Origin of the sequence: Gordonia iterans (genome assembly GCF_002993285.1) — a bacterium.
GTDB classification, from domain to species: Bacteria; Actinomycetota; Actinomycetes; order Mycobacteriales; family Mycobacteriaceae; genus Gordonia; species Gordonia iterans.
This window is the reverse complement of sequence record NZ_CP027433.1, coordinates 3,701,876-3,719,743: the sequence shown is the minus strand read 5'-3', so window position 1 is coordinate 3,719,743 and position 17,868 is coordinate 3,701,876. Positions and strand designations below refer to the sequence as shown.

The following is a 17,868-nucleotide window of genomic DNA, read 5'->3' as shown; positions in this document are numbered from 1 at the left end:
CGAGCCGTTGGCAGTCAAGGTCGATTACTACAAGGTTCTGGGCATTCAGATGGGTGCCACGGACGAGCAGATCACGGAAGCCGTTCGCAAAGTCAGCCGCGAGTGGCGCAAGCGCACCGAATCTTCTGACATCGCCGTACGTCAGGAGGCCGAGCTGCGCGTCGCGCAGATCAATGAGGCGCGTGCGGTACTGACCGATCCGCAGCAGCGGCAAGCGTACGACGCCCAGCTGCAGCGTGAAGGCGTCGAGGCTCCGAAAGCGGTCGACACCACCAACCACGGCGGTGACTGGCTGAAGCAGGCCAACCACTTTCTCGGGATCGGCGACTACCATTCCGCGGCGTATGCGGCGCGTGAGGCGACCCAGCAGATGGGTAACAGTGCGGAGAGCTGGTGGATTCGTTCGCGTGCGAATGCTGGCCTGGAGCGCTATGAGGATGCGATCTACGAGGCGCAGCAGGCGACGAACCTCGAAACGAACAATCCGACCTATCATTTCCACCTCGGCTTCGTTGCGGAGAACCTCGGTCGTTACGACCAGGCGATCCGCGAGTACCAGGTCGCATCGACGATCGATCCGACGGAGGCGACGTACCAGCTTTCCATCGGTTCAATCCTGCTCGACCTCGGCAAGCCGCGGGAAGCGCTGGGCGTGCTGGAGCCGGTCTACGCCCGGAACCCGGGTGACCAGACCGCGAACTTCTACCTCGGTATGGCCCTTATCGATTGCGCCGAGCAGATTCCGAGCCTGAGGAACGAGGACTCCTACGTCGTCGCTGCGCAGGCAGAACTCGATGAGATGCGGTCCTACTGCGACAAGGCCAAGACGCTGCAGAACCCGCCGCCGGAGGTGGTCCAGGGTGTGACGCAGCTGGACGAGTACCTCGCCCGGATGGGGACCAAACGCTTCCATGTGCCGTTCGGTCAGGCGCGGTACCGTGGCCCGGTCGCGTCGGCGATCACCGCCTGCTTCATCATGTTCGTGTTGTTCCTCCTTGGCATCGTCGGCGCGTCGACCGGTACTGGCGGTGGATTTCTCTGGTTCCTGATCTGTATCGGGGTCGGTGTCGGCGTCTTCTTCTTGACCTGGGTGCCCAACTGGAAGGTCAATTCGCGTCTCTTCGACTGAGTGACCATCCGGTTGGTTCAGTTCTCAGCGGCACTCTCGACCACCACGTCACTGAAAGGCTTCTCCATGCGTCCGATCGGCATCGACCTCGGCACCACCTACTCGGCCATCGCCACCATCGGTGTGGGCGGCCAGCCGGAGATAATCCGCAACAACATGGGGCAGGCGACGACTCCCTCCGTCGTGATGCTGGAATCTACCGGTGAGGTGCTCGTCGGACAGGAGGCCAAGCAGCAACGGGTGATGGCGCCGGGTGACATCATCGAGTTCGTCAAACGGCAGATGGGTAACCCGACGTGGGCGTTCCACGGGGACACCGAGCAGTACAGCGCGGTCGCGGTGTCGGCGATCATCCTGCGGCAGCTGGTCAAGGATGCGAGTGAGGTGCTCGGCGAGGACATCTCCTCCGTGGTGATCACTGTGCCCGCGTATTTCAAGGACGGACAGCGAAACGCCACCAAGCAGGCGGGCGAGATGGCCGGCCTCGAGGTGCTCCAAGTGATCAACGAACCGGTGGCTGCGGCGATGAGTTACGGGGTAACCCGTGGCTTCACCGGCACCATGCTGGTGTATGACCTCGGTGGCGGAACCTTCGACGTGACCGTCGTGCGGGTAGCCAACGGCAGCACCTTCGACATCCTGGCGCACGAAGGTGATTCGCAGCTCGGCGGTTTCGACTTCGACAACCTGATCATCAACTGGGCGACAAGCGAATTCGAGGCCCAAACCGGGACTCCGGTCGAGGACACCCTCGAGATGCAGGCGCAGCTGCGTGATCGTTGCGAGCAGGCCAAGCACAAGCTCAGCCAGGTCGACAAGGCGCCGATCTTCATCAGCTCCGGCGGGCAGAATGTCAAGCTGGTCCTCACCCGGGAGAAGTTCGAGCAGCTGGCCTCGTCGCTCCTGGCCACCACGGAGGACATCACCCTCGATGTGCTCGACGCGGCGGGCATCACCAAAGCGCAGGTCGACAAGGTGCTGCTGGTCGGTGGCTCGACACGGATGCCGATGGTCAAGCGGATGCTCACCGAGCTGATGGGGCAGGAGCCCGACCAGACTGTGCACCCGGATGAGGCGGTGGCACTCGGGGCAGCGGTGGCCGCCGACGTGAACGGGGTACAGCGACAGGGCGCCCAGCAGCAGACCGCCTCCGCTGCACCGATCGTCCTGCACGACGTCACCTCCCACTCGCTCGGCGTCAAGTCGCTCAACGAGCAGGGATTCTTAGCGAACACAGTCATCATCGAGGCGAACACCCATATTCCGTGTCAGGTGCGCCGGACGTTCTTCACCACGGCTGACAATCAGACGGACCTCCATGTCCAGGTCACCGTCGGTGACGGTACTGATCTGCGCTATGTCGAGGACCTCGGTGATTCGCATCTGAAGATTCCGCCGCACCCGCAGCAGTCGCCGGTCGAGGTGATCTATTCCTGCGACATCGACGGCATGATGCACGTCGAAGTGATCGATCTCGTGGACAACAATCGGCTGGGTGAGTTCGAGGTGGAGCGACCCGGCGCGGTCGATCAGGGTGAAGTCGACCGGATGCGCGACGCCCTGGCCAGTCTGGACTTCCAGTGAGCGCCGACGGGGGTGTTTCCGATGGCCGCAGCGAGGTGACTCTCGAGTCGGTCGACGAACGGCTGACCCAACTCACCGACCTCTTTCGCCGTCGCCTGCTCGAGGATCGTGGTGCGCAGGCGTCGATCCGTGAACTCCAGGAGAGGAACGCCGCCCTCGAGGCAGAGTTGTCGGGGCGAAACCTCAAGCCTTTCCTCTCGGCGATCGGCCTCCTCGCGGAGCGAATCGACTCGGAAGTGTTGCACCGTGGCGGGGAGGCCTTCCTGGAATCGGTCCGCGATGAGCTGAATGCCGCGATCGAATCGCTCGACGTCGTGGTCGTCGACACGCCGGGCGACTTCGACTCGGTGCGGCACGAGGTGATCGCGGCCTCCGGCGAGGGACCGCGGCGAATCGTGACCCGGGTGATCCGGCCGGGATTCGAGCGCAACGGGATTCCATTGCTGCCGGCCCGCGTCGAAGTGCTGCGCATGCCGGAGCAGACAGGTGACGGCATTGGCACCGATTAGCGTTGATCAGGTGCACGCGCAGCTTGCTGCACTGGTGACCGAGGCCGAGCAGCGTCAGCGGGTGGTGGCCGAGCTCCGCGCGTCGATCGGCGCCCTGCGTGAGCAGTGGCGGGATCGAAGCGGTCGGCGCCGTGCCCAGGTCGTCGAGGACGAAGATAAGAACTTGCTGCGGAACCGCAAGGGTATCGAGGCGCGTGCGATCGAGGTGTCCGACACCGCCCGAGCCATTGCCCTGCGAGCTGTCGAACTGCAGGCTCCGGGCTTTCTTGCGCTCGACCCCGCGAGCCCGGAGTGGCTTGTCCCGGAGCTCCCCGCGCAGCGGTTGGGTTGCGCGGTGCGAATTGGGAGCTTCGACAGCGAGGGTGTGCCGGCGTTGGTGCCGCTGCTGAACGTGTCGGGCTGGTCGGTTGACACGCCGCTCGCCGAGTTTGGCCCGTTTGCGCAGTTGGTCGCGATGCGTCTGCTCTATGCGCTCGGTCCAGCCGGGGTGAATCTGACCGTGTACGACCCGTCCCTCAAGGTCGAGATGGGTAGCCTTGCTGAGATCAAGCGCGTCGCACCGTCCTCGATCCGGCCGACCGTCTGGAACAGTGAAGATCTGGAACCGGTGCTCGACGACCTCGTTGATCACGTGCGTTCGGTGGTCGATGAACTGGCCGCGGAGGGTTTCGACAATTACCTCGATGGTTTCATAGGCACCGGGCGGCTGGCGAAGCCGTTGCAGATCCTGGTGCTGACCTCGACGGAAGATCTCAGTGAAAAGGCGAGTAAGCGGCTCGCTCAGTTGGTCTCGGTGGGCCGCGGCCGCGGTGTCGCGGTGATCAGCCGGACGACCGGGCCGATGCTGGATTCCGGCATGGTCGAGATCAAACTCAACGGCCGCCGGTCGACCACCTCGGCCGTACCGGGCGTCGGATTCAGTCAGGATCCGGTGCCGGAAGCCGAGCGACTTCTCCGGCTCGCCGAGCACCTAGCCAAGGTGCCTAAGGCGAGTACTGCGCCGATCGTGCACTTTCCGCAGATCAACGATCCGTTGCTGGAAGAGGGCTGGATCGATCCCGGTGACGAGGGTATCGAAGCGACGATCGGTCTGGTCGGCCGCCATCCACTCACGGTTCGGCTGCGCAGCGCGAACCCGCCAATGCCTAATGCGCTGATCGGCGGTGCCGTCGGTCAGGGTAAGTCCAATCTTCTCCTGGTCCTGATCCACTCGCTTGCGTCGAAGTACGCGCCGACCGATCTCGAGATGGTGCTCCTGGATTTCAAGGACGGCGTGGAGTTCGCTCGTCTCGGGCCGGATGCCCGCGGCCGCAACGGTCTGCCGCACCTGCGGGCGATGGGCCTCGAGTTCGATGTCGACTTCGGGCTGGCCGCATTGGAGTGGGTGACCGATCAGCTGCGCGCGCGCGGCGACGCCTTCCGCGAGACCGGAGCCACGAGCCTGACCGAGTTCCGTGAGAAGGGCAATTCGCTGCCCCGCATTCTAGTGGTTGTCGACGAGTTCCAGCGACTCTTCGAAGGCGACGACGACACCGTGGATCGCGCGGCCAGACTGCTGGAGAGCATCGCGCGCACAGGCCGCAGCTACGGTGTTCACCTCGTCCTCTCCTCACAGACGATCACCGGTATCAGGGGCCTGGCAGCCCGGAGCGATGCGATCTTCTCGCAGTTCCACAATCGAATCTCGCTGAAGAACACGCCCTCGGAATCGGCCGCGATCCTCTCGACCGGCAACAGGGCGGCTGCGGACCTCCGTGAGCGGGGCGAAGTAGTGACCAACGACTCGCTCGGCGAGGTCGGGGCCAATGTCAAGGGCGTCGCCGCATACGCTGACGAGAAATATCTGCAGCGGATCCGGCAGCAGATGTGGAGCCAGGGTGACACCGGCCGGCCGTGCCGTGTTTTCCGGGCGCGTTCGCTGGCCGAGCTGCCTCCCCGCTATGTCGCAGCGCCGGGCGAAATGGTGCTGGGCAGTCCCATCTCGGTGACCGAATCGGTGCGGACCATCACTCTGCGTCGTGCCGTCTCGCAGGCCGTCGCCGCGGTCGGCCCCGATGCCGGACTGGCGTCGCTGGTGATCGCCGCAGCGGTGCGTTCGCTGCCGAACCTCCGCAAGGTGGTGCTGTTCGACGGTGCCGGGATCGATCCGGTGGGGTATCCGGTGATGACAGCGTTGCTGGACCAGTTGCGCGCGGGTGGCACCACTATCGAGACCGTCAGCAGAGCTGAGGCGCCGTCTCGTCTCGGGCAACTCGCCGACGAGGTGCAGAGCGACGACGAATCGGTTCCAGATCTGGTTCTGTTCTTCGGTATGGACTCCATGGTGAACCTCGAGGAGCCCGATCCGGCAACGTTCATTCAGCCGACGGACAAGCTGCAGCTGTTCCTTGAACTCGCCGGTCAGCGGCAGGTGACCGTCCTCGGCTGGTGGCAGTCGGTGGCCAAGCTGCGCAAACATGTGGGCTTCGAATACCGGGGGATCCGGGCGAATGTGCTCTGCGGCGCCTCGCGGGGCGATGTTCAGGACATCTGCGGCGCGATGGTCAAGCCGCCGATATCGGATCAGCGCGTCCTGTTCATGGACAGGGGTGCTGGTTCGCGAGTTGAATTGCTGGTTCCGTTCGCTGCGCCGGGAGGTCGACGATGAGTGCAGAGTTGTCCGCCGACTACCGTGAGTACGCCGAGGCGATCACCGCGCTGGCGTCGGTCGAATCGAGACGAGCTCAGGCCATGAGCCGTGCCGACCAGACGCGGTCCGAGGCGATCGCGCGCTTCGATGCTGGACAGGAAGCCGAGAAACGCAAGTTTGGGACATCGGAACGGAACGTCGCCGCGGCCGACGAATCGCTCGGGAAGCTGTTTGTTGACCTGCGGACCTCGGCTCCGCGAATTGCCGATGCAGTGCCTCGCGCACAGAACCTCGGGCAGGTGGACCGCGCAGCCGGTGAGGTCGAAGCGTGGGCTACGCAGGCCGCGGTGAATGTACAGTCCCTGCTCCGCACCCTCGACCGACTCGCCCGAGCCGCACCCGCACCTGTACCTGCGCCAGCCCCCGTCGTGCCCGCTCCCAGCGGCAACGGCAAGATCATCGCTATCGTCGCGGTGATTGCGGTGGTGCTGCTCATTGTGCTCGTCGCCGTCCTGTGATTGCCCCTGTGCGGACGGCCCCGCAATACCCGCAGCAAACTCAGAGATAGTATAGGAGATCACCATGTCGCAACTCGGACAGCTCAAGCAGACGATCGAAGATATCGGTCGCGAGGCGAAGTCGACCGGCAGTAATCTTTCCGCGTTCAACAGCAAGTTCTCCCAGCAGGTCAACACGGTCCAGCAGACGATCGGCGGGAGTGCGCAGCGTAAGGATCAGGAAGTGATCCAGACGATTCAGGCGGCGCGTGCGAAGGTCGGAGAAGCGGTGCAGGCGCTTGAAGCCGCCGCGCAGACCGCTCAGAACTACGGCCGCTCGCTGTGACCGAAGCGGCCCCGGACCTTGCTCGAACCCGGGACGCGCTGATACAGGCCGCAGAGCAACTGCAATCCACCGCGCGGGTTTTGGAAGAGGTGGCGACCGCCTACCGGCCGGTTGTCGGTGAGGTCACCGCCACCGTGGGGGGAAGCACGCAACAGGTCGACATCAAGATGGTGGAGACTTTGCAGCATGCTCGGCATCTGACTGATCAGGCGATAGAAGCGCTGAAGACGACAGCTGCTCGAGTCGCCGGTTACGCGCAGAGCTTATGAGGTGACCGGGCATCAGACCCCGTATGCCAGCGGGTTTGGGCAGTAGCATGGCGTCGTCTACACTAGGTGAGTCGAGGGTTTACCTAGGCTTGCGCGCTGCCCATAGGGTGGCGCGTTGGTGTTGTTAGGCTCGACACCGTGCCGGACTCGGGTCCGACGCAAAGGGGCGTAGCTCAACTGGCAGAGCAGCGGTCTCCAAAACCGCAGGTTGCAGGTTCAAGTCCTGTCGCCCCTGCACCCGGCGTCTCCGGCCATGCGGCCCGGGGACGGCCTCCGGCGGAGGCTTAGGCAGACGAAGGGATCGGTGAGCAGGTGGCCAAGCGTGATCGCAAGGCTCCGAAGGACGACGCGGAGGCGACGACCGGCGACGACACCGGTATCGACGTCGACGTGATCGAAGCCGACGAGCTGAAGCCCCAGGGCAAGCGGCGCGCGCGCGAGCGTCGGACCGCGGACGGCCGGACCAAGCCGGCCAAGGCCGGCGGGGTAGACGTCGACGCCGAAGAGGCCGGGACCGACAGCAGGAACCCATTCGTCCGGATCTGGGTCTTCCTGACCCAGGTGGTCGGCGAACTGAAGAAGGTCATCTGGCCGACCCGGCGTGAGATGGTCGTCTACAGCATCGGCGTGCTGGTGTTCGTGTCCCTGGTCACCGCGATTATCGCGGGCCTGGACATCGGATTCGCCAAGCTGATGCTCGCGGTGTTCGGCTGAGTCGGCCCGCGGTCGGGCGCAGCCCGGCCGAGCAAGTGAATGAACAGGCAGTGAAGGAGCGTGGGCTGCGATGAGCACCCCGGAGAACGAGATCGAATCGCCGGAGACCGGTGACGCGACGGCGGAGGCCGCGGCCGACGTCGTAGCGGAGTCTGCGTCGGTCGATGCCGACGCTCCCGAGGCCGCTGAGCTCGGCGAAGCCGAGGTGGCTGTCGAGGCTGAGGAAGCCGTCGAGGTCGTCGACGAGGTCGAGGAAGACCCGATCGAGGCCAAGAAGCGCGAACTGCGCCGCCAGCCCGGCGACTGGTACGTGATCCATTCGTACGCCGGCTACGAGAACAAGGTGAAGGCCAACCTCGAGACGCGCGTGCAGAACCTCGATGTGGGTGATTTCATCTTCGAGGTCGTCGTGCCGTCCGAAGAGGTCACCGAGATCAAGAACGGCCAGCCCAAGAAGGTCAACCGCAAGGTGCTGCCCGGCTACATCCTGGTGCGCATGGAGCTCAACGACGCCTCGTGGGGCGCGGTGCGCAACACCCCGGGCGTGACCGGCTTCGTCGGCACCAACGGGCCCACCGCCCTGTCGATCAAGGAAGTGCTGCAGTTCTTGCTGCCGCGCGCCGAGGTCCGCAAGGCCGCCGCTGCCAAGGCGGCCGCCGCCGTCGGCGAGAGCGTCGAGGCAGCAGCCGCAGCCGCGTCCAACCTGGTCGAGGTCGACTTCGAGGTCGGGGAGTCGGTCACCGTCATGGACGGCCCGTTCGCCACGCTGCCCGCGTCGATCAGCGAGGTCAACACCGAGCAGCGCAAGGTCAAGGTCCTGGTCTCGATCTTCGGTCGCGAGACCCCGGTCGAGCTGGGCTTCAACCAGGTGGAGAAGCTCTAGCCGGGCGGTCCGAGAGGACGCCGGGCGGCCCTGGGCCGTCCACCACGCACAAAGACTTCCGCGTATCCAGCGTGCGCGGATCTGTAAGAAAAAGGACAAAGAGAGATGCCTCCCAAGAAGAAGAAGATCGCCGGGATCATCAAGCTCCAGATTCAGGCGGGCGCGGCCAACCCGGCGCCGCCCGTGGGTCCGGCGCTTGGTCAGCACGGCGTGAACATCATGGAGTTCTGCAAGGCGTACAATGCCGCGACCGAGAACCAGCGCGGCAACGTCGTGCCGGTCGAGATCTTCGTGTACGAAGACCGCTCGTTCGACTTCAAGCTGAAGACTCCGCCCGCCGCGAAGCTGCTCCTGAAGGCCGCAGGCCTGCAGAAGGGCTCGGGCGTGCCGCACACGCAGAAGGTCGGCAAGGTCACCATGGACCAGGTCAAGGAGATCGCCAAGACCAAGCAGGAAGACCTGAACGCCAACGACATCGACGCCGCCGCGAAGATCATCGCCGGCACCGCGCGCTCGATGGGCATCACCGTCGAGGGCTGACACTTCGGCGGTTGCCTCGTTGGTTGAGCCCTCTTCGACCGCGTTGTCGTCGCACGCTCAGCCACGCAGGCTCACGACCCGCGCAGCGAGTCGACACCGAACCAAACCCCGTGGGAGGGCCGCGCTCGGCCCACTAACCACTCACTCCCGATCCGCCGCGATCGAGAAGAAGGAACAGAGCACATGAGCAAGAAGAGCAAGGCCTACCAGGCCGCCGCCGAGAAGGTCGATCGCGACGCGCTGTACAGCCCGCTGGAGGCTGTGACCCTCGCGAAGGAGACCTCCTCGAAGAACACCGATTCGACCGTCGAGGTCGCCGTCCGCCTGGGCGTCGACCCGCGCAAGGCCGATCAGATGGTGCGCGGCACCGTCAACCTGCCGCACGGCACCGGCAAGACCGCCAAGGTGATCGTCTTCGCCGCCGGCGACAAGGCCACCGAGGCCGTCGCCGCGGGTGCCGACGAGGTCGGCGCCGAAGACCTGATCGAGAAGATCCAGGGCGGCTGGCTCGATTTCGACGCCGCCATCGCGACCCCGGACCAGATGGCCAAGGTCGGCCGCATCGCGCGTGTCCTGGGCCCGCGCGGCCTGATGCCGAACCCCAAGACCGGCACTGTCACCACCGATGTGACCAAGGCAGTCAACGACATCAAGGGCGGCAAGATCAACTTCCGCGTCGACAAGGCCGCCAACCTGCACTTCGTGATCGGCAAGGCCTCGTTCTCGCCGGAGCAGCTGGCCGAGAACTACGGCGCCGCGTACGACGAGATCATGCGTGCGAAGCCGTCGGCGGCCAAGGGCCGGTACGTCAAGAAGGTCACCGTCTCGACCACCACCGGTCCGGGTATCCCTGTCGATCCGGCCGTCTCGCGCAACTTCACCGAGGCTGCGCAGGCCTGATCTGCCGCCGCTGCTGAGCAGCGACCCGCTCCCAGAGCAACCACGAGGGGCACTGCCGAACCGGCGGTGCCCCTCGTCGTGGTATCTGTTCGTTCGCTCTCTGCTCCGGGCCTTTCCACGGCCCCGCTGCTGATCCCGTCGGCTCTCTGACTGCTCCGTTCCTCGCGACAACCGTCCGGACGGCGCGACGACTGGCCGAGGAAGCGACAGTTAGGTGTGTCGCTCCTGTGGCCGGATGTCGCGGACGGGTGTCGCGAGCGGCCCGGGCGGACGGAGGAGGCCCGGTCAGGGCAAGCCCGGGATCTGGAATCCACGCGCATCCAGATGTCGGCGGAGGACCGGGATCAGCTGTCTTCTGCGCAGGTCGCTCCAGACGGCGCGGATCACGTCGAGCCCTAGTTCGCGCAGTCCGTCTTCGCGACGCTTCTCAGCGACGACGATGTCGGCCGGAGCCTGCCCGGCGCCAAGGTACTCGCCGCTGTACTTGCAGATTCCGTCGAACTCCAGGACCAGCTCGCCGTCGAAGTCGTGGTCGACGTAGGCGACCGAGCCGTCGTGCAGGTCGTACCGCTTCTGCAGCACCGGGGTCGGAAGTCCGGCCTCGATGATCTGGGCCCGGCACCACGACTCGCCGGGGTTGGCAGCGAGCGGGTTCGAGTGGCGCAGGGCGCGTCGAGCTCGTGCGATGCCGCGCCGGGGTCTTTCCAAACGCTCTGTCAGGGTCTCCGGGTCGACCCCTCGTTTGCGGGCCGCGTCGAATACGGCGAGCGCTTGTGGGAAGCTCGACGACAGCGCCACGTCGGCCGCGGTCCGCGCCAGGCTGGTCACCTGCAGTCCGTCGACGGTGACGACGTCGTCCTCGGGGAGCGGTCCGGTGTGGAACACGGTGGCGCGCCCTTTAACGGCGCCGCCGGCGGCCCGGCGGCCGGTGACGTGCACCGAGCGGCGGTCGGGCTCGAGCAGGCTGAGTCCGTGAAGGGCCGCAGCCGACTGGTGACTCAGGATGCGGTCGGCTCCCTCGGCGCCGGAGCCGTCGTCGCGCCCACGGGTCGCGGCCGCCACGCACCAGGCGCGGTACCGGATCTGCTTCTGGAGGTATGCGGGCCGGCCTTCCACGGCACTCTTCGGGATGTACACGCCGCGGCCGACGGCGATCAATTCGCCCTCGGCGAGGGCGTCGTCCAGTTCGCGCTGTCGTATACCGTCGTCGAGCGCGCGCCGACGACGCAGGAGTCCGCGCTCGTCAAAGTTCCACATGTCTATTGGACGCGCCGACACCCTGCTCGGTTCCATCTTCTGCCAGACGGGAGCGCCAGCACGGGACTGAGCCCTCTCCGACGGCGCCACGAGTCCCGACGACGGAAACCGGCAGTCGCGACACTCGACCGGCAGGCGCGACACCCGGGGCCGGAAGCGGCAGTCAGAAGTGCCGCTTCTGTGGTCGGTCGTCGCGGCGATCCTCCGGCTGTCGCGAAGGGCGTACTCACGGTCGGCGGGTGTCGATCGCCCTTCGGGCACTGGAATCCCTGGTTCTTCAGCTTCTGACCCTGGAGCAGACGAGGCGGTCCCGATCGGGAATCGGGCGGGACCGGCAGACGTGAAGAGGCGAGGCCACAAGGACACCCCTCCTCGTGGCCTCGTCGTCTACCGGCGTTCGGCCGCACTTCCCACGCGGCGCGCCTGCCGAGGCTAGCGTCGTCGTATGGAACCTGTGGGGAGCAAACTGAGCATCGTCGGCGCGGGAGCGGTCGGCACGTCGATCGCCTACGCGGCGCTCATCCGCGGGGTCGCTCGGACCGTCGCGCTGATGGACGTGAACCAGGAGAAGGTCGACGCCGAGGTGCTCGACCTGTCACACGGCCTGGAGTTCGTCTCCCGGGCACAGGTGATCGGCGGTTCGGATCCGTCCGTCTGCGCGGACTCGGACGTGGTGATCTTCACTGCCGGCGCCAAGCAGAAGCCGGGACAGACCCGGCTGGAACTGGCCGAGGCCACCGTCGAGCTGACCCGCACCGCTCTGCCGCCCATCGTCGAGGCGGCCCCGCACGCCCGATTCGTCATGGTGACCAATCCGGTCGACGTGATCACCTACGCCGCGCTGAAGTTCACCGGCCTGCCGGCCAATCAGCTCCTCGGATCCGGAACCGTGCTCGACTCGTCGCGGCTGCGCTTCCTGCTCTCCGAACACTGCGGCGTCGCGGTCCAGAACGTCCACGCGTACATCGCCGGCGAGCACGGCGACTCCGAGATCCCGCTGTGGTCGTCGGCGACGATCGGCGGCGTGCCCTTGCTCGACTGGGAGCCGCTCGGCGGCGGGGCGCTGCTCGACGCGGCCGCCCGGGACCGCATCCACCGGGAGGTGGTGGGCTCGGCTTACCGGATCATCCAGGGCAAGGGCGCGACCAACTACGCGATCGGTCTGGCCTCGGCGCGCATCGCCGAGGCGATCCTGAACGACGAGCATCGCGTCCTTCCGGTCTCCTCGCTCCTCGACGACTTCCACGGCATCGGGGACGTCTGTCTGTCGTTGCCCTCGCTGGTCGACCGGAACGGGGTGGGGCGGAGTCTTCCCATCGCGGTGTCGGCCGACGAGCTCGCCGGGCTGCGCGCGTCGGCGCAGACCCTCCGGGAGATGCAGCAGCGGTTCGGGTTGTAGGCCGCAGCGTGGACGCGCCCGTGGCTGCGGAGCGTTGTCCACAGGCCCGGCTCCGGACCCGGCCGGGCTGTGGACAGCGGTCCGCCGGGCACCGAAGGGCGCAGCTACCGTTGTGGCATGCGCGACGACAAGCTCCTCACCCGGATCGCCGGACTCCTGCGACAGGCCGAGGGCACGGACAACGAGCATGAGGCGCAGGCCTTCCTCGCCGCCGCCCAGCGACTGGCTACGGCGTCGTCGATCGATCTGGCTGTCGCCCGCGACCACGATCCGGCGCTCAAGCGCAGGTCGACGCCCGTCACGCGGCGCATCGAGATCGGTGCCGCCGGCAAGCGGGGGCTGCGGACCTACGTCCAGTTGTTCGTGGCGATCGGCCGCGCCAACGATCTGACCGTCGACGTCGCCTCGAACTCCACCTATGTGCTCGCCTACGGGTTCGCCTCGGACATCGACGCGGTGGAGGCGCTCTACGCGTCGCTGGTGGTGCAGATGGTCGCCGCGAGCGACGCGTATCTGAAGTCCGGCGCGTACAAATCGGAGACGGCCCGACGCGTGGTGACCCGGAACCACGGTCCGTGGCGGCGGCGGGTGGTCGAGGAGAAGGCGCTCTCGCCGATCACCGCGCGCTTGAACTTCCAGTCGGCGTTCGCCGAGCGGATCGGCGCCCGGCTCGCCGAAGCCCGCGACCAGCAGCGTGCCGAGGCGATCCGCGAGGACGGCGGCTCGCCGGCTTCATCGACGGCCCTGGCCCTGCGGCACAAGGATCTCGAGGTGGCCGACTACTACAAGACCGCGTCGACGGCGCGCGGCACGTGGCGGCCCAGCAGTGCGACGGCGGGCTATTCGCAGGCGGCTCGCCGCGCCGGCGATCGGGCCGGGCGACGGGCCAAGATCGGCGCCGATCGCGAGTTCGGAGCACCGCGTGGAGCTCTGGAGGGATGACGAGCGGAAGCCGGTGAGCAGACGACGCCCTGGGGGCTCGGAGGCCGGCGCTACCGCCGGACGCCCGACGAGTGGTAACCGGCCCGCAGGAGCAGTGCCGCCTGCGCGCCCAGAACCTCGCTGACCAGGCCGAGTAGCGTCTCCCGGAACTCCACGCCGTGCCACCGTGTGCCGGTCCGGTCGGCACTCAGTCCGTTGCTCACCGACAGGTGGTGCGCCAGCTCGTGCAACACCACACTCTCCCGGCCGAACGACCTGTCGATCAGGGGGACGGCGATCGTCGCGGTGGCCGGCTCGTAGTGGGCTCTGGTTTGTCCGCGACGCTCGCGCACCGTGACCGGACCCGCGTTCGGGAACTCGGTGCGAGTGGATTCCCTCGCCAGCACGTCGTCGACATAACGCTGGACCGAGGCGATGTCGGCGAACCGCTTCTGTACTGGCAGGTGGAGGTGTGAGCCGTGGAACTCCACGGGCCCGCCACGGTCCAGGACCGCCGACCACAGCTGTTCGGCCTCGTAGACGGCGGCGGCGCTCATCGTCGTTCGCCGTCGAGGTGTGCCGGACCGTCGAACGCCGAGGTGGGCTCGGGTTCGTACGCCATCGCGGTACCGCCGTTCCTGCTCGTCGCTGCTGACCGGGACACTTGTGATGGGTGCGCGCTGCGGGCGTCACCGGAGACGCGTCCAGGTGTCCAGCCTAACGTCCGGGCCGGTTCGTGACCTTCGCGAGTCGTCCCGGACGCCGGAGTCTGCAGGTCCTAGGCTGGAAGTGGCCCGCCACCCGGCGGGCGGAACGATGGAGGAGCGCAGCGATGAGTGCACCCCGACCGGTGAAGGTCGAACGTGTGGAGTACTACACCCGCAGCTTCCGCAGCAGGCTCTCCTGGCTGGGTCTGCGGCTGAGCGCCTATCCGGTGATCGCTGCGTGGTCGCGGAAGCCGGAACTGGACTGGCCCTACGGGCTGTTCGACGACGTCGCCGGAAAGGTGGTGCCGCCGCTTCCCGGAAACTTCCGTGAACCGGTGGAACTGCCGCACTGCAAGGCCGAACTGCAGATCCCGGAGGGCAGCCGCGGCGACCGCGCAGTCCTGTATCTGCACGGCGGCGCGTTCATCGTCGGCGGCATCGCCTCGCATCGCCGGCTGGCCGGCTCCATCGGCGCCGCGGCGCACGCTCACGTGCTGGCCGTCGAGTATCGCAAGATGCCAGAACATCCGCCGTCGGTGTCCGTCCAGGACTGCCTCGACGGCTACCGGTGGCTGCTCGACCGGGGCTTCGCTCCGGGACAGATCGCGATCGCCGGGGATTCGGCGGGCGGCTTCCTCACCGCGATGACCGCGATCGCCCTCCGGGACGCGGGCATGGAGCTGCCGGCCGCCCTGATCCTGGAGAACCCGCTGATCGACCCGACTCCCTCGCGCCGCCGGGAAGGCGCGTACCGCACCGCAGACCCGCTGTTCCCGCACCTGGCGTTCACCCAGTTCGACCGGATGATCCGGGAGTCCGAGCCGGCCGGCGACGCCGTCGCCCCGCTCGACGTCGAGCTGACGGGCCTGCCGCCGACGCTGATCCAGGTGGGATCCCACGAGATGCTGCGGGTCGACGCCGAGGACTTCGCCGCCGGCCTGGCCGCGGCCGGCGTACCGGTCCGCCTGGAGATCTACCGTGGCGCGGTACACGTGTTCCAGGCCTTCATCGAGGTGCTTCCGGAGTCGCGGATGGCGATCCGGGCGATGGCGAACTTCGCCGTCAAACAGTTCCAGGCGCGCGCTGCCGCTGGCGAAGCCGCCGGCGAGGAGATCGCCGGCTGACGCCGACCTGTCGCGCTGGTCCGGATACGCGGCGCACTCCGTTGGTCTCGATACGCGGACTCACTCCGTTGGTCTCGATACGCGGCTCACTGCGTTGGTCTCGATACGCGGCTCACTGCGTTGGTCTCGATACGCGGACTCACTCCGTTGGTCTCGATACGCGGACTCACTCCGTTGGTCTCGATACGCGGACTCACTCCGTTCGCCGCTACTCGACCACCAACCGCTACTCGACCACCAACCGCTACTCGACCACCAACCGCTACTGACCACCAATCGCTACTCGACCATTGACCGATACTCGGTGGTGGTCGAGTAGCGGGGCGAACGCAGTGAGTCCGCGCGTATCGAGACCCCGCGCCTACATCGGACGGAGCTGCGTGGGTGCCGGGACCGGGGCGGTACCGAGGTCGCCGTCAGACAGGAAGGTCAGGTAGCTGGGCTTGTTCGGATCCAGCACCAGTTGCTGACGACGGCCGCGGGCCTTGATCAGGTCGGGCACGATCGTCAGGTATCGGGGCAGGCTCGCCGCGTACACGTCCACCCGCAACCGGTGACCGGTCTTGAGCACCGCGTCCGTGGCCACCAGGTCGACGTCGATCCGCACCGGCTCGTCGGCCGGCACCGGCAGCCGGCGTTCGCGGGAGAGGTAGTGCACGGCGTCGATCAGGGCGCCCTCGTCGGAGTACCGGGAGCGGGAGACGTCCAGGGCCCGGTTGGACGCGGTCAGCGCGCCGTTGGTCAGCACCGTGGACGTGCCGTCGGGGGCGACGTCGTTGACCGTCACGGCCCAGATGCCCTCGTGGGCGTTGGTCGCCACGTTCAGCCGGAGGTTCATCGATCCGGAGATCTGGGTCGGGCGCGAGACCGGTGCGCTGGTGAAGCTGAGAGCGCCGCGCTCCTGGTACGACGCGTCGTGGCTGAATCCGCGACCCAGGGCGATCGGCAGCCCGGCGAACACCTGCGCCGCGTCGCGAGAGACCACGCCCCGCAGGTCGGGTCGGGTGTGCAGGTGGTGGACGTGCAGGTCCGGCGCCGTCCCGAGGCTGCCGTCGTGCCTGGCGTGGTCGGCGGTCCCGGACTGGTCGGGGGTCAGGAACAGTCGCTGCGTGGTGACCTCGCGCCGCGGGAAGTGCTCTCCGCACGACCAGCCGCCGCCCTGCTGCTCCAGAGTCACCGGACCGTAATCCTCGATGCCGTTGGGGATGTCCTTGAGCCACCGGTCGAACCAGGCGCGCTCGAGCACGTCCAGCTGCGGAGGCTGATGAGCGCCGCCGTGGTCGCAGCCCGGATCGAGGTGGTAGCCGTCGGCCACGAGCATCTGCTTGCGTCCCGGCGGCATCTGCAGCTGGTCGTAGACGCCGGTGGCGCTGCGGCCGAACAGGTCGTGCCAGGCGCCGACCGTGAAGGTGGCCGCCTCGATCTGCCCGATGTCGGGGGACCGTTCCAGGAAGTACGGATGGTCGAAGATCCGATGGTCGCGTGCGGTCAAGAAGCCCCACAGCAGCGACGGCAGCTCAGTCGCGGGGCTCTTGAGCCGGTCGCGGAGCCAGCGATAGAGATCGCCGCGCAGCAGATCGGCCAGGGCGGTCGCCGGGTTCGGCGCCCATTTGACCGCGTTGACCATCGCCAGCCACATGGGGATGAACGCCGACGGCATCCCGCCGGTGATGTAGATGTCGCGGACCACGTCCTGGCTGCCCTCCACGGCGAAGACCGCTTTGAGCGCGGCCGGGCGCAGTGCTGCGGCCTGCAGTGAGTTGATGGCCGAGTAGCTCCAGCCGACCATTCCGACGCCGCCGTCGCACCACGGCTGCGCGGCGATCCACTCGATCACCTCCACCGAGTCTTGCTGCTCGCGGCTGCTGAGGATCTCCCACTTGCCGTGCGAGGCGCCCGTTCCACGGACGTCCACCATCACCTGCACGTAGCCGGACTGCACCAGGTTGCGGTTGACGCCGAAGACGTCGAACAGGCCCCGGTCGAAGGTTCGGGTCAGGCGCGCCAGGCCGGCCAGCGGACCGTCCTCCTGGGTCATCGTTCCGGCGACACCGCGGATCACGCGCCCGATGCCGGGACCGTGCAGGGTCAAGTCGAAGCCGTCGAGCAGCGCCCGGTTGTAGGGGTTCACGTTCAGGATGACGGGGAAAGGCGCCCGGCTGGGCTGCCCGAGGCGATTGGCCGGGCGGATGACGGTGGCGCGCAGGCGCACCCCGTCGCTCATGGTGAGGGTGACGTTGCGGTCGATGGTCACGCGCGGGTAGGGCTTGCGGCCGTACACGGACTCGTGCCAGATCGCGGCCTGGTGTCCGCCGGAGGCATCACGATACGGGTGCCCGGGATGGTGCGGAGCCGCGGCGGGACCGAGGTCTCCACGCAGGAACGACCCCTCGCCGTCGAGATCGAGATGAACACTCACGTGCTTCTCTCTCCTTCCCCGCTGCACCGTTGCAGCGGTCG

The 17,868-nt window shown here is 67.1% G+C and carries 17 protein-coding genes and 1 tRNA gene; 15 read left to right on the top strand and 3 right to left on the bottom strand.

The window, feature by feature from the left end; translation table 11 throughout:
• Nucleotides 1–7 precede the first annotated feature (7 nt).
• The 12 genes from C6V83_RS16745 to rplA all read left to right on the top strand — a co-directional run bounded on the left by C6V83_RS16745 (nt 8) and on the right by rplA (nt 10,000).
• On the top strand, nt 8–1,129 hold the full coding sequence (locus C6V83_RS16745) for a J domain-containing protein (RefSeq protein WP_159067551.1): 1,122 nt from the start codon (nt 8–10) through the stop codon (nt 1,127–1,129).
• A gap of 66 nt (nt 1,130–1,195) precedes the next feature.
• Nucleotides 1,196–2,713, top strand: a complete 1,518-nt coding sequence (locus tag C6V83_RS16740; protein ID WP_159067550.1) for an Hsp70 family protein — start codon at nt 1,196–1,198, stop codon at nt 2,711–2,713.
• The gene (locus C6V83_RS16735) at nt 2,710–3,222 is read left to right on the top strand and encodes a hypothetical protein (protein WP_105943364.1); all 513 of its coding nucleotides are present in this window, start codon (nt 2,710–2,712) and stop codon (nt 3,220–3,222) included. The genes C6V83_RS16740 and C6V83_RS16735 overlap by 4 nt, the downstream gene beginning before the upstream one ends.
• A gap of 10 nt (nt 3,223–3,232) precedes the next feature.
• The gene (locus C6V83_RS16730) at nt 3,233–5,869 is read left to right on the top strand and encodes an FtsK/SpoIIIE domain-containing protein (protein WP_105943363.1); all 2,637 of its coding nucleotides are present in this window, start codon (nt 3,233–3,235) and stop codon (nt 5,867–5,869) included.
• Between the two features lie 8 nt (nt 5,870–5,877).
• Nucleotides 5,878–6,369 (top strand): hypothetical protein, encoded by a 492-nt coding sequence (locus tag C6V83_RS16725; protein ID WP_159067549.1) that lies wholly within the window; start codon nt 5,878–5,880, stop codon nt 6,367–6,369.
• Between the two features lie 64 nt (nt 6,370–6,433).
• On the top strand, nt 6,434–6,694 hold the full coding sequence (locus tag C6V83_RS16720) for a hypothetical protein (RefSeq protein WP_105943361.1): 261 nt from the start codon (nt 6,434–6,436) through the stop codon (nt 6,692–6,694).
• Nucleotides 6,691–6,963 (top strand): hypothetical protein, encoded by a 273-nt coding sequence (locus C6V83_RS16715; RefSeq protein WP_105943360.1) that lies wholly within the window; start codon nt 6,691–6,693, stop codon nt 6,961–6,963. The genes C6V83_RS16720 and C6V83_RS16715 overlap by 4 nt, the downstream gene beginning before the upstream one ends.
• A gap of 162 nt (nt 6,964–7,125) precedes the next feature.
• Nucleotides 7,126–7,198: transfer RNA gene (locus C6V83_RS16710), tRNA-Trp, on the top strand.
• A 77-nt stretch (nt 7,199–7,275) separates the two neighbouring features.
• Nucleotides 7,276–7,677 carry a preprotein translocase subunit SecE gene (gene secE, locus C6V83_RS16705; protein WP_105943359.1) on the top strand — a complete coding sequence of 134 codons (402 nt, stop codon included), beginning with the start codon at nt 7,276–7,278 and terminating at the stop codon, nt 7,675–7,677.
• A 70-nt stretch (nt 7,678–7,747) separates the two neighbouring features.
• Entirely contained in the window at nt 7,748–8,560 is an 813-nt protein-coding gene (nusG, locus tag C6V83_RS16700) for a transcription termination/antitermination protein NusG (protein WP_105943358.1), read from the top strand.
• Between the two features lie 105 nt (nt 8,561–8,665).
• The gene (gene rplK, locus C6V83_RS16695) at nt 8,666–9,100 is read left to right on the top strand and encodes a 50S ribosomal protein L11 (protein WP_105943357.1); all 435 of its coding nucleotides are present in this window, start codon (nt 8,666–8,668) and stop codon (nt 9,098–9,100) included.
• 183 nt (nt 9,101–9,283) lie between these two features.
• A complete protein-coding gene (gene rplA, locus C6V83_RS16690; protein WP_105943356.1) occupies nt 9,284–10,000 on the top strand; it encodes a 50S ribosomal protein L1 in 717 nt (238 codons plus the stop codon).
• 285 nt (nt 10,001–10,285) lie between these two features.
• On the opposite strand, the gene C6V83_RS16685 is transcribed toward rplA, so the two are convergent.
• Nucleotides 10,286–11,257 (bottom strand): type IV toxin-antitoxin system AbiEi family antitoxin domain-containing protein, encoded by a 972-nt coding sequence (locus tag C6V83_RS16685; protein WP_105943355.1) that lies wholly within the window; start codon nt 11,255–11,257, stop codon nt 10,286–10,288.
• A gap of 445 nt (nt 11,258–11,702) precedes the next feature.
• Between C6V83_RS16685 and C6V83_RS16680 the strand changes: the two genes are divergently transcribed.
• Nucleotides 11,703–12,656 (top strand): L-lactate dehydrogenase, encoded by a 954-nt coding sequence (locus C6V83_RS16680; RefSeq protein ID WP_105943354.1) that lies wholly within the window; start codon nt 11,703–11,705, stop codon nt 12,654–12,656.
• A 117-nt stretch (nt 12,657–12,773) separates the two neighbouring features.
• Nucleotides 12,774–13,598: a DUF2786 domain-containing protein gene (locus C6V83_RS16675; protein WP_105943353.1), complete on the top strand. Its 825-nt coding sequence runs from the start codon at nt 12,774–12,776 to the stop codon at nt 13,596–13,598.
• 50 nt (nt 13,599–13,648) lie between these two features.
• Here C6V83_RS16675 and C6V83_RS16670 read toward each other — a convergent pair whose 3' ends face one another.
• Nucleotides 13,649–14,134 carry a TIGR04338 family metallohydrolase gene (locus C6V83_RS16670; RefSeq protein WP_105943352.1) on the bottom strand — a complete coding sequence of 162 codons (486 nt, stop codon included), beginning with the start codon at nt 14,132–14,134 and terminating at the stop codon, nt 13,649–13,651.
• A gap of 275 nt (nt 14,135–14,409) precedes the next feature.
• Here C6V83_RS16670 and C6V83_RS16665 point away from each other — a divergent pair, with 275 nt between their 5' ends.
• Complete coding sequence (locus C6V83_RS16665) at nt 14,410–15,408, top strand: alpha/beta hydrolase (RefSeq protein WP_105943351.1); 999 nt, start codon at nt 14,410–14,412, stop codon at nt 15,406–15,408.
• A 361-nt stretch (nt 15,409–15,769) separates the two neighbouring features.
• Here C6V83_RS16665 and C6V83_RS16660 read toward each other — a convergent pair whose 3' ends face one another.
• On the bottom strand, nt 15,770–17,827 hold the full coding sequence (locus C6V83_RS16660) for a CocE/NonD family hydrolase (RefSeq protein WP_234353779.1): 2,058 nt from the start codon (nt 17,825–17,827) through the stop codon (nt 15,770–15,772).
• Nucleotides 17,828–17,868 lie beyond the last annotated feature (41 nt).

What these genes read in the sequence shown, in the direction of transcription:
- C6V83_RS16740 (WP_159067550.1), top strand. Translation starts at nt 1,196, where the DNA reads ATGCGTCCGATCGGCATCGACCTCGGCACCACCTACTCGGCCATCGCC.
- C6V83_RS16720 (WP_105943361.1), top strand. Translation starts at nt 6,434, where the DNA reads ATGTCGCAACTCGGACAGCTCAAGCAGACGATCGAAGATATCGGTCGC.
- nusG (WP_105943358.1), top strand. Translation starts at nt 7,748, where the DNA reads ATGAGCACCCCGGAGAACGAGATCGAATCGCCGGAGACCGGTGACGCG.
- rplK (WP_105943357.1), top strand. Translation starts at nt 8,666, where the DNA reads ATGCCTCCCAAGAAGAAGAAGATCGCCGGGATCATCAAGCTCCAGATT.
- rplA (WP_105943356.1), top strand. Translation starts at nt 9,284, where the DNA reads ATGAGCAAGAAGAGCAAGGCCTACCAGGCCGCCGCCGAGAAGGTCGAT.
- C6V83_RS16685 (WP_105943355.1), bottom strand. Translation starts at nt 11,257, where the DNA reads ATGTGGAACTTTGACGAGCGCGGACTCCTGCGTCGTCGGCGCGCGCTC.
- C6V83_RS16680 (WP_105943354.1), top strand. Translation starts at nt 11,703, where the DNA reads ATGGAACCTGTGGGGAGCAAACTGAGCATCGTCGGCGCGGGAGCGGTC.
- C6V83_RS16675 (WP_105943353.1), top strand. Translation starts at nt 12,774, where the DNA reads ATGCGCGACGACAAGCTCCTCACCCGGATCGCCGGACTCCTGCGACAG.
- C6V83_RS16670 (WP_105943352.1), bottom strand. Translation starts at nt 14,134, where the DNA reads ATGAGCGCCGCCGCCGTCTACGAGGCCGAACAGCTGTGGTCGGCGGTC.
- C6V83_RS16665 (WP_105943351.1), top strand. Translation starts at nt 14,410, where the DNA reads ATGAGTGCACCCCGACCGGTGAAGGTCGAACGTGTGGAGTACTACACC.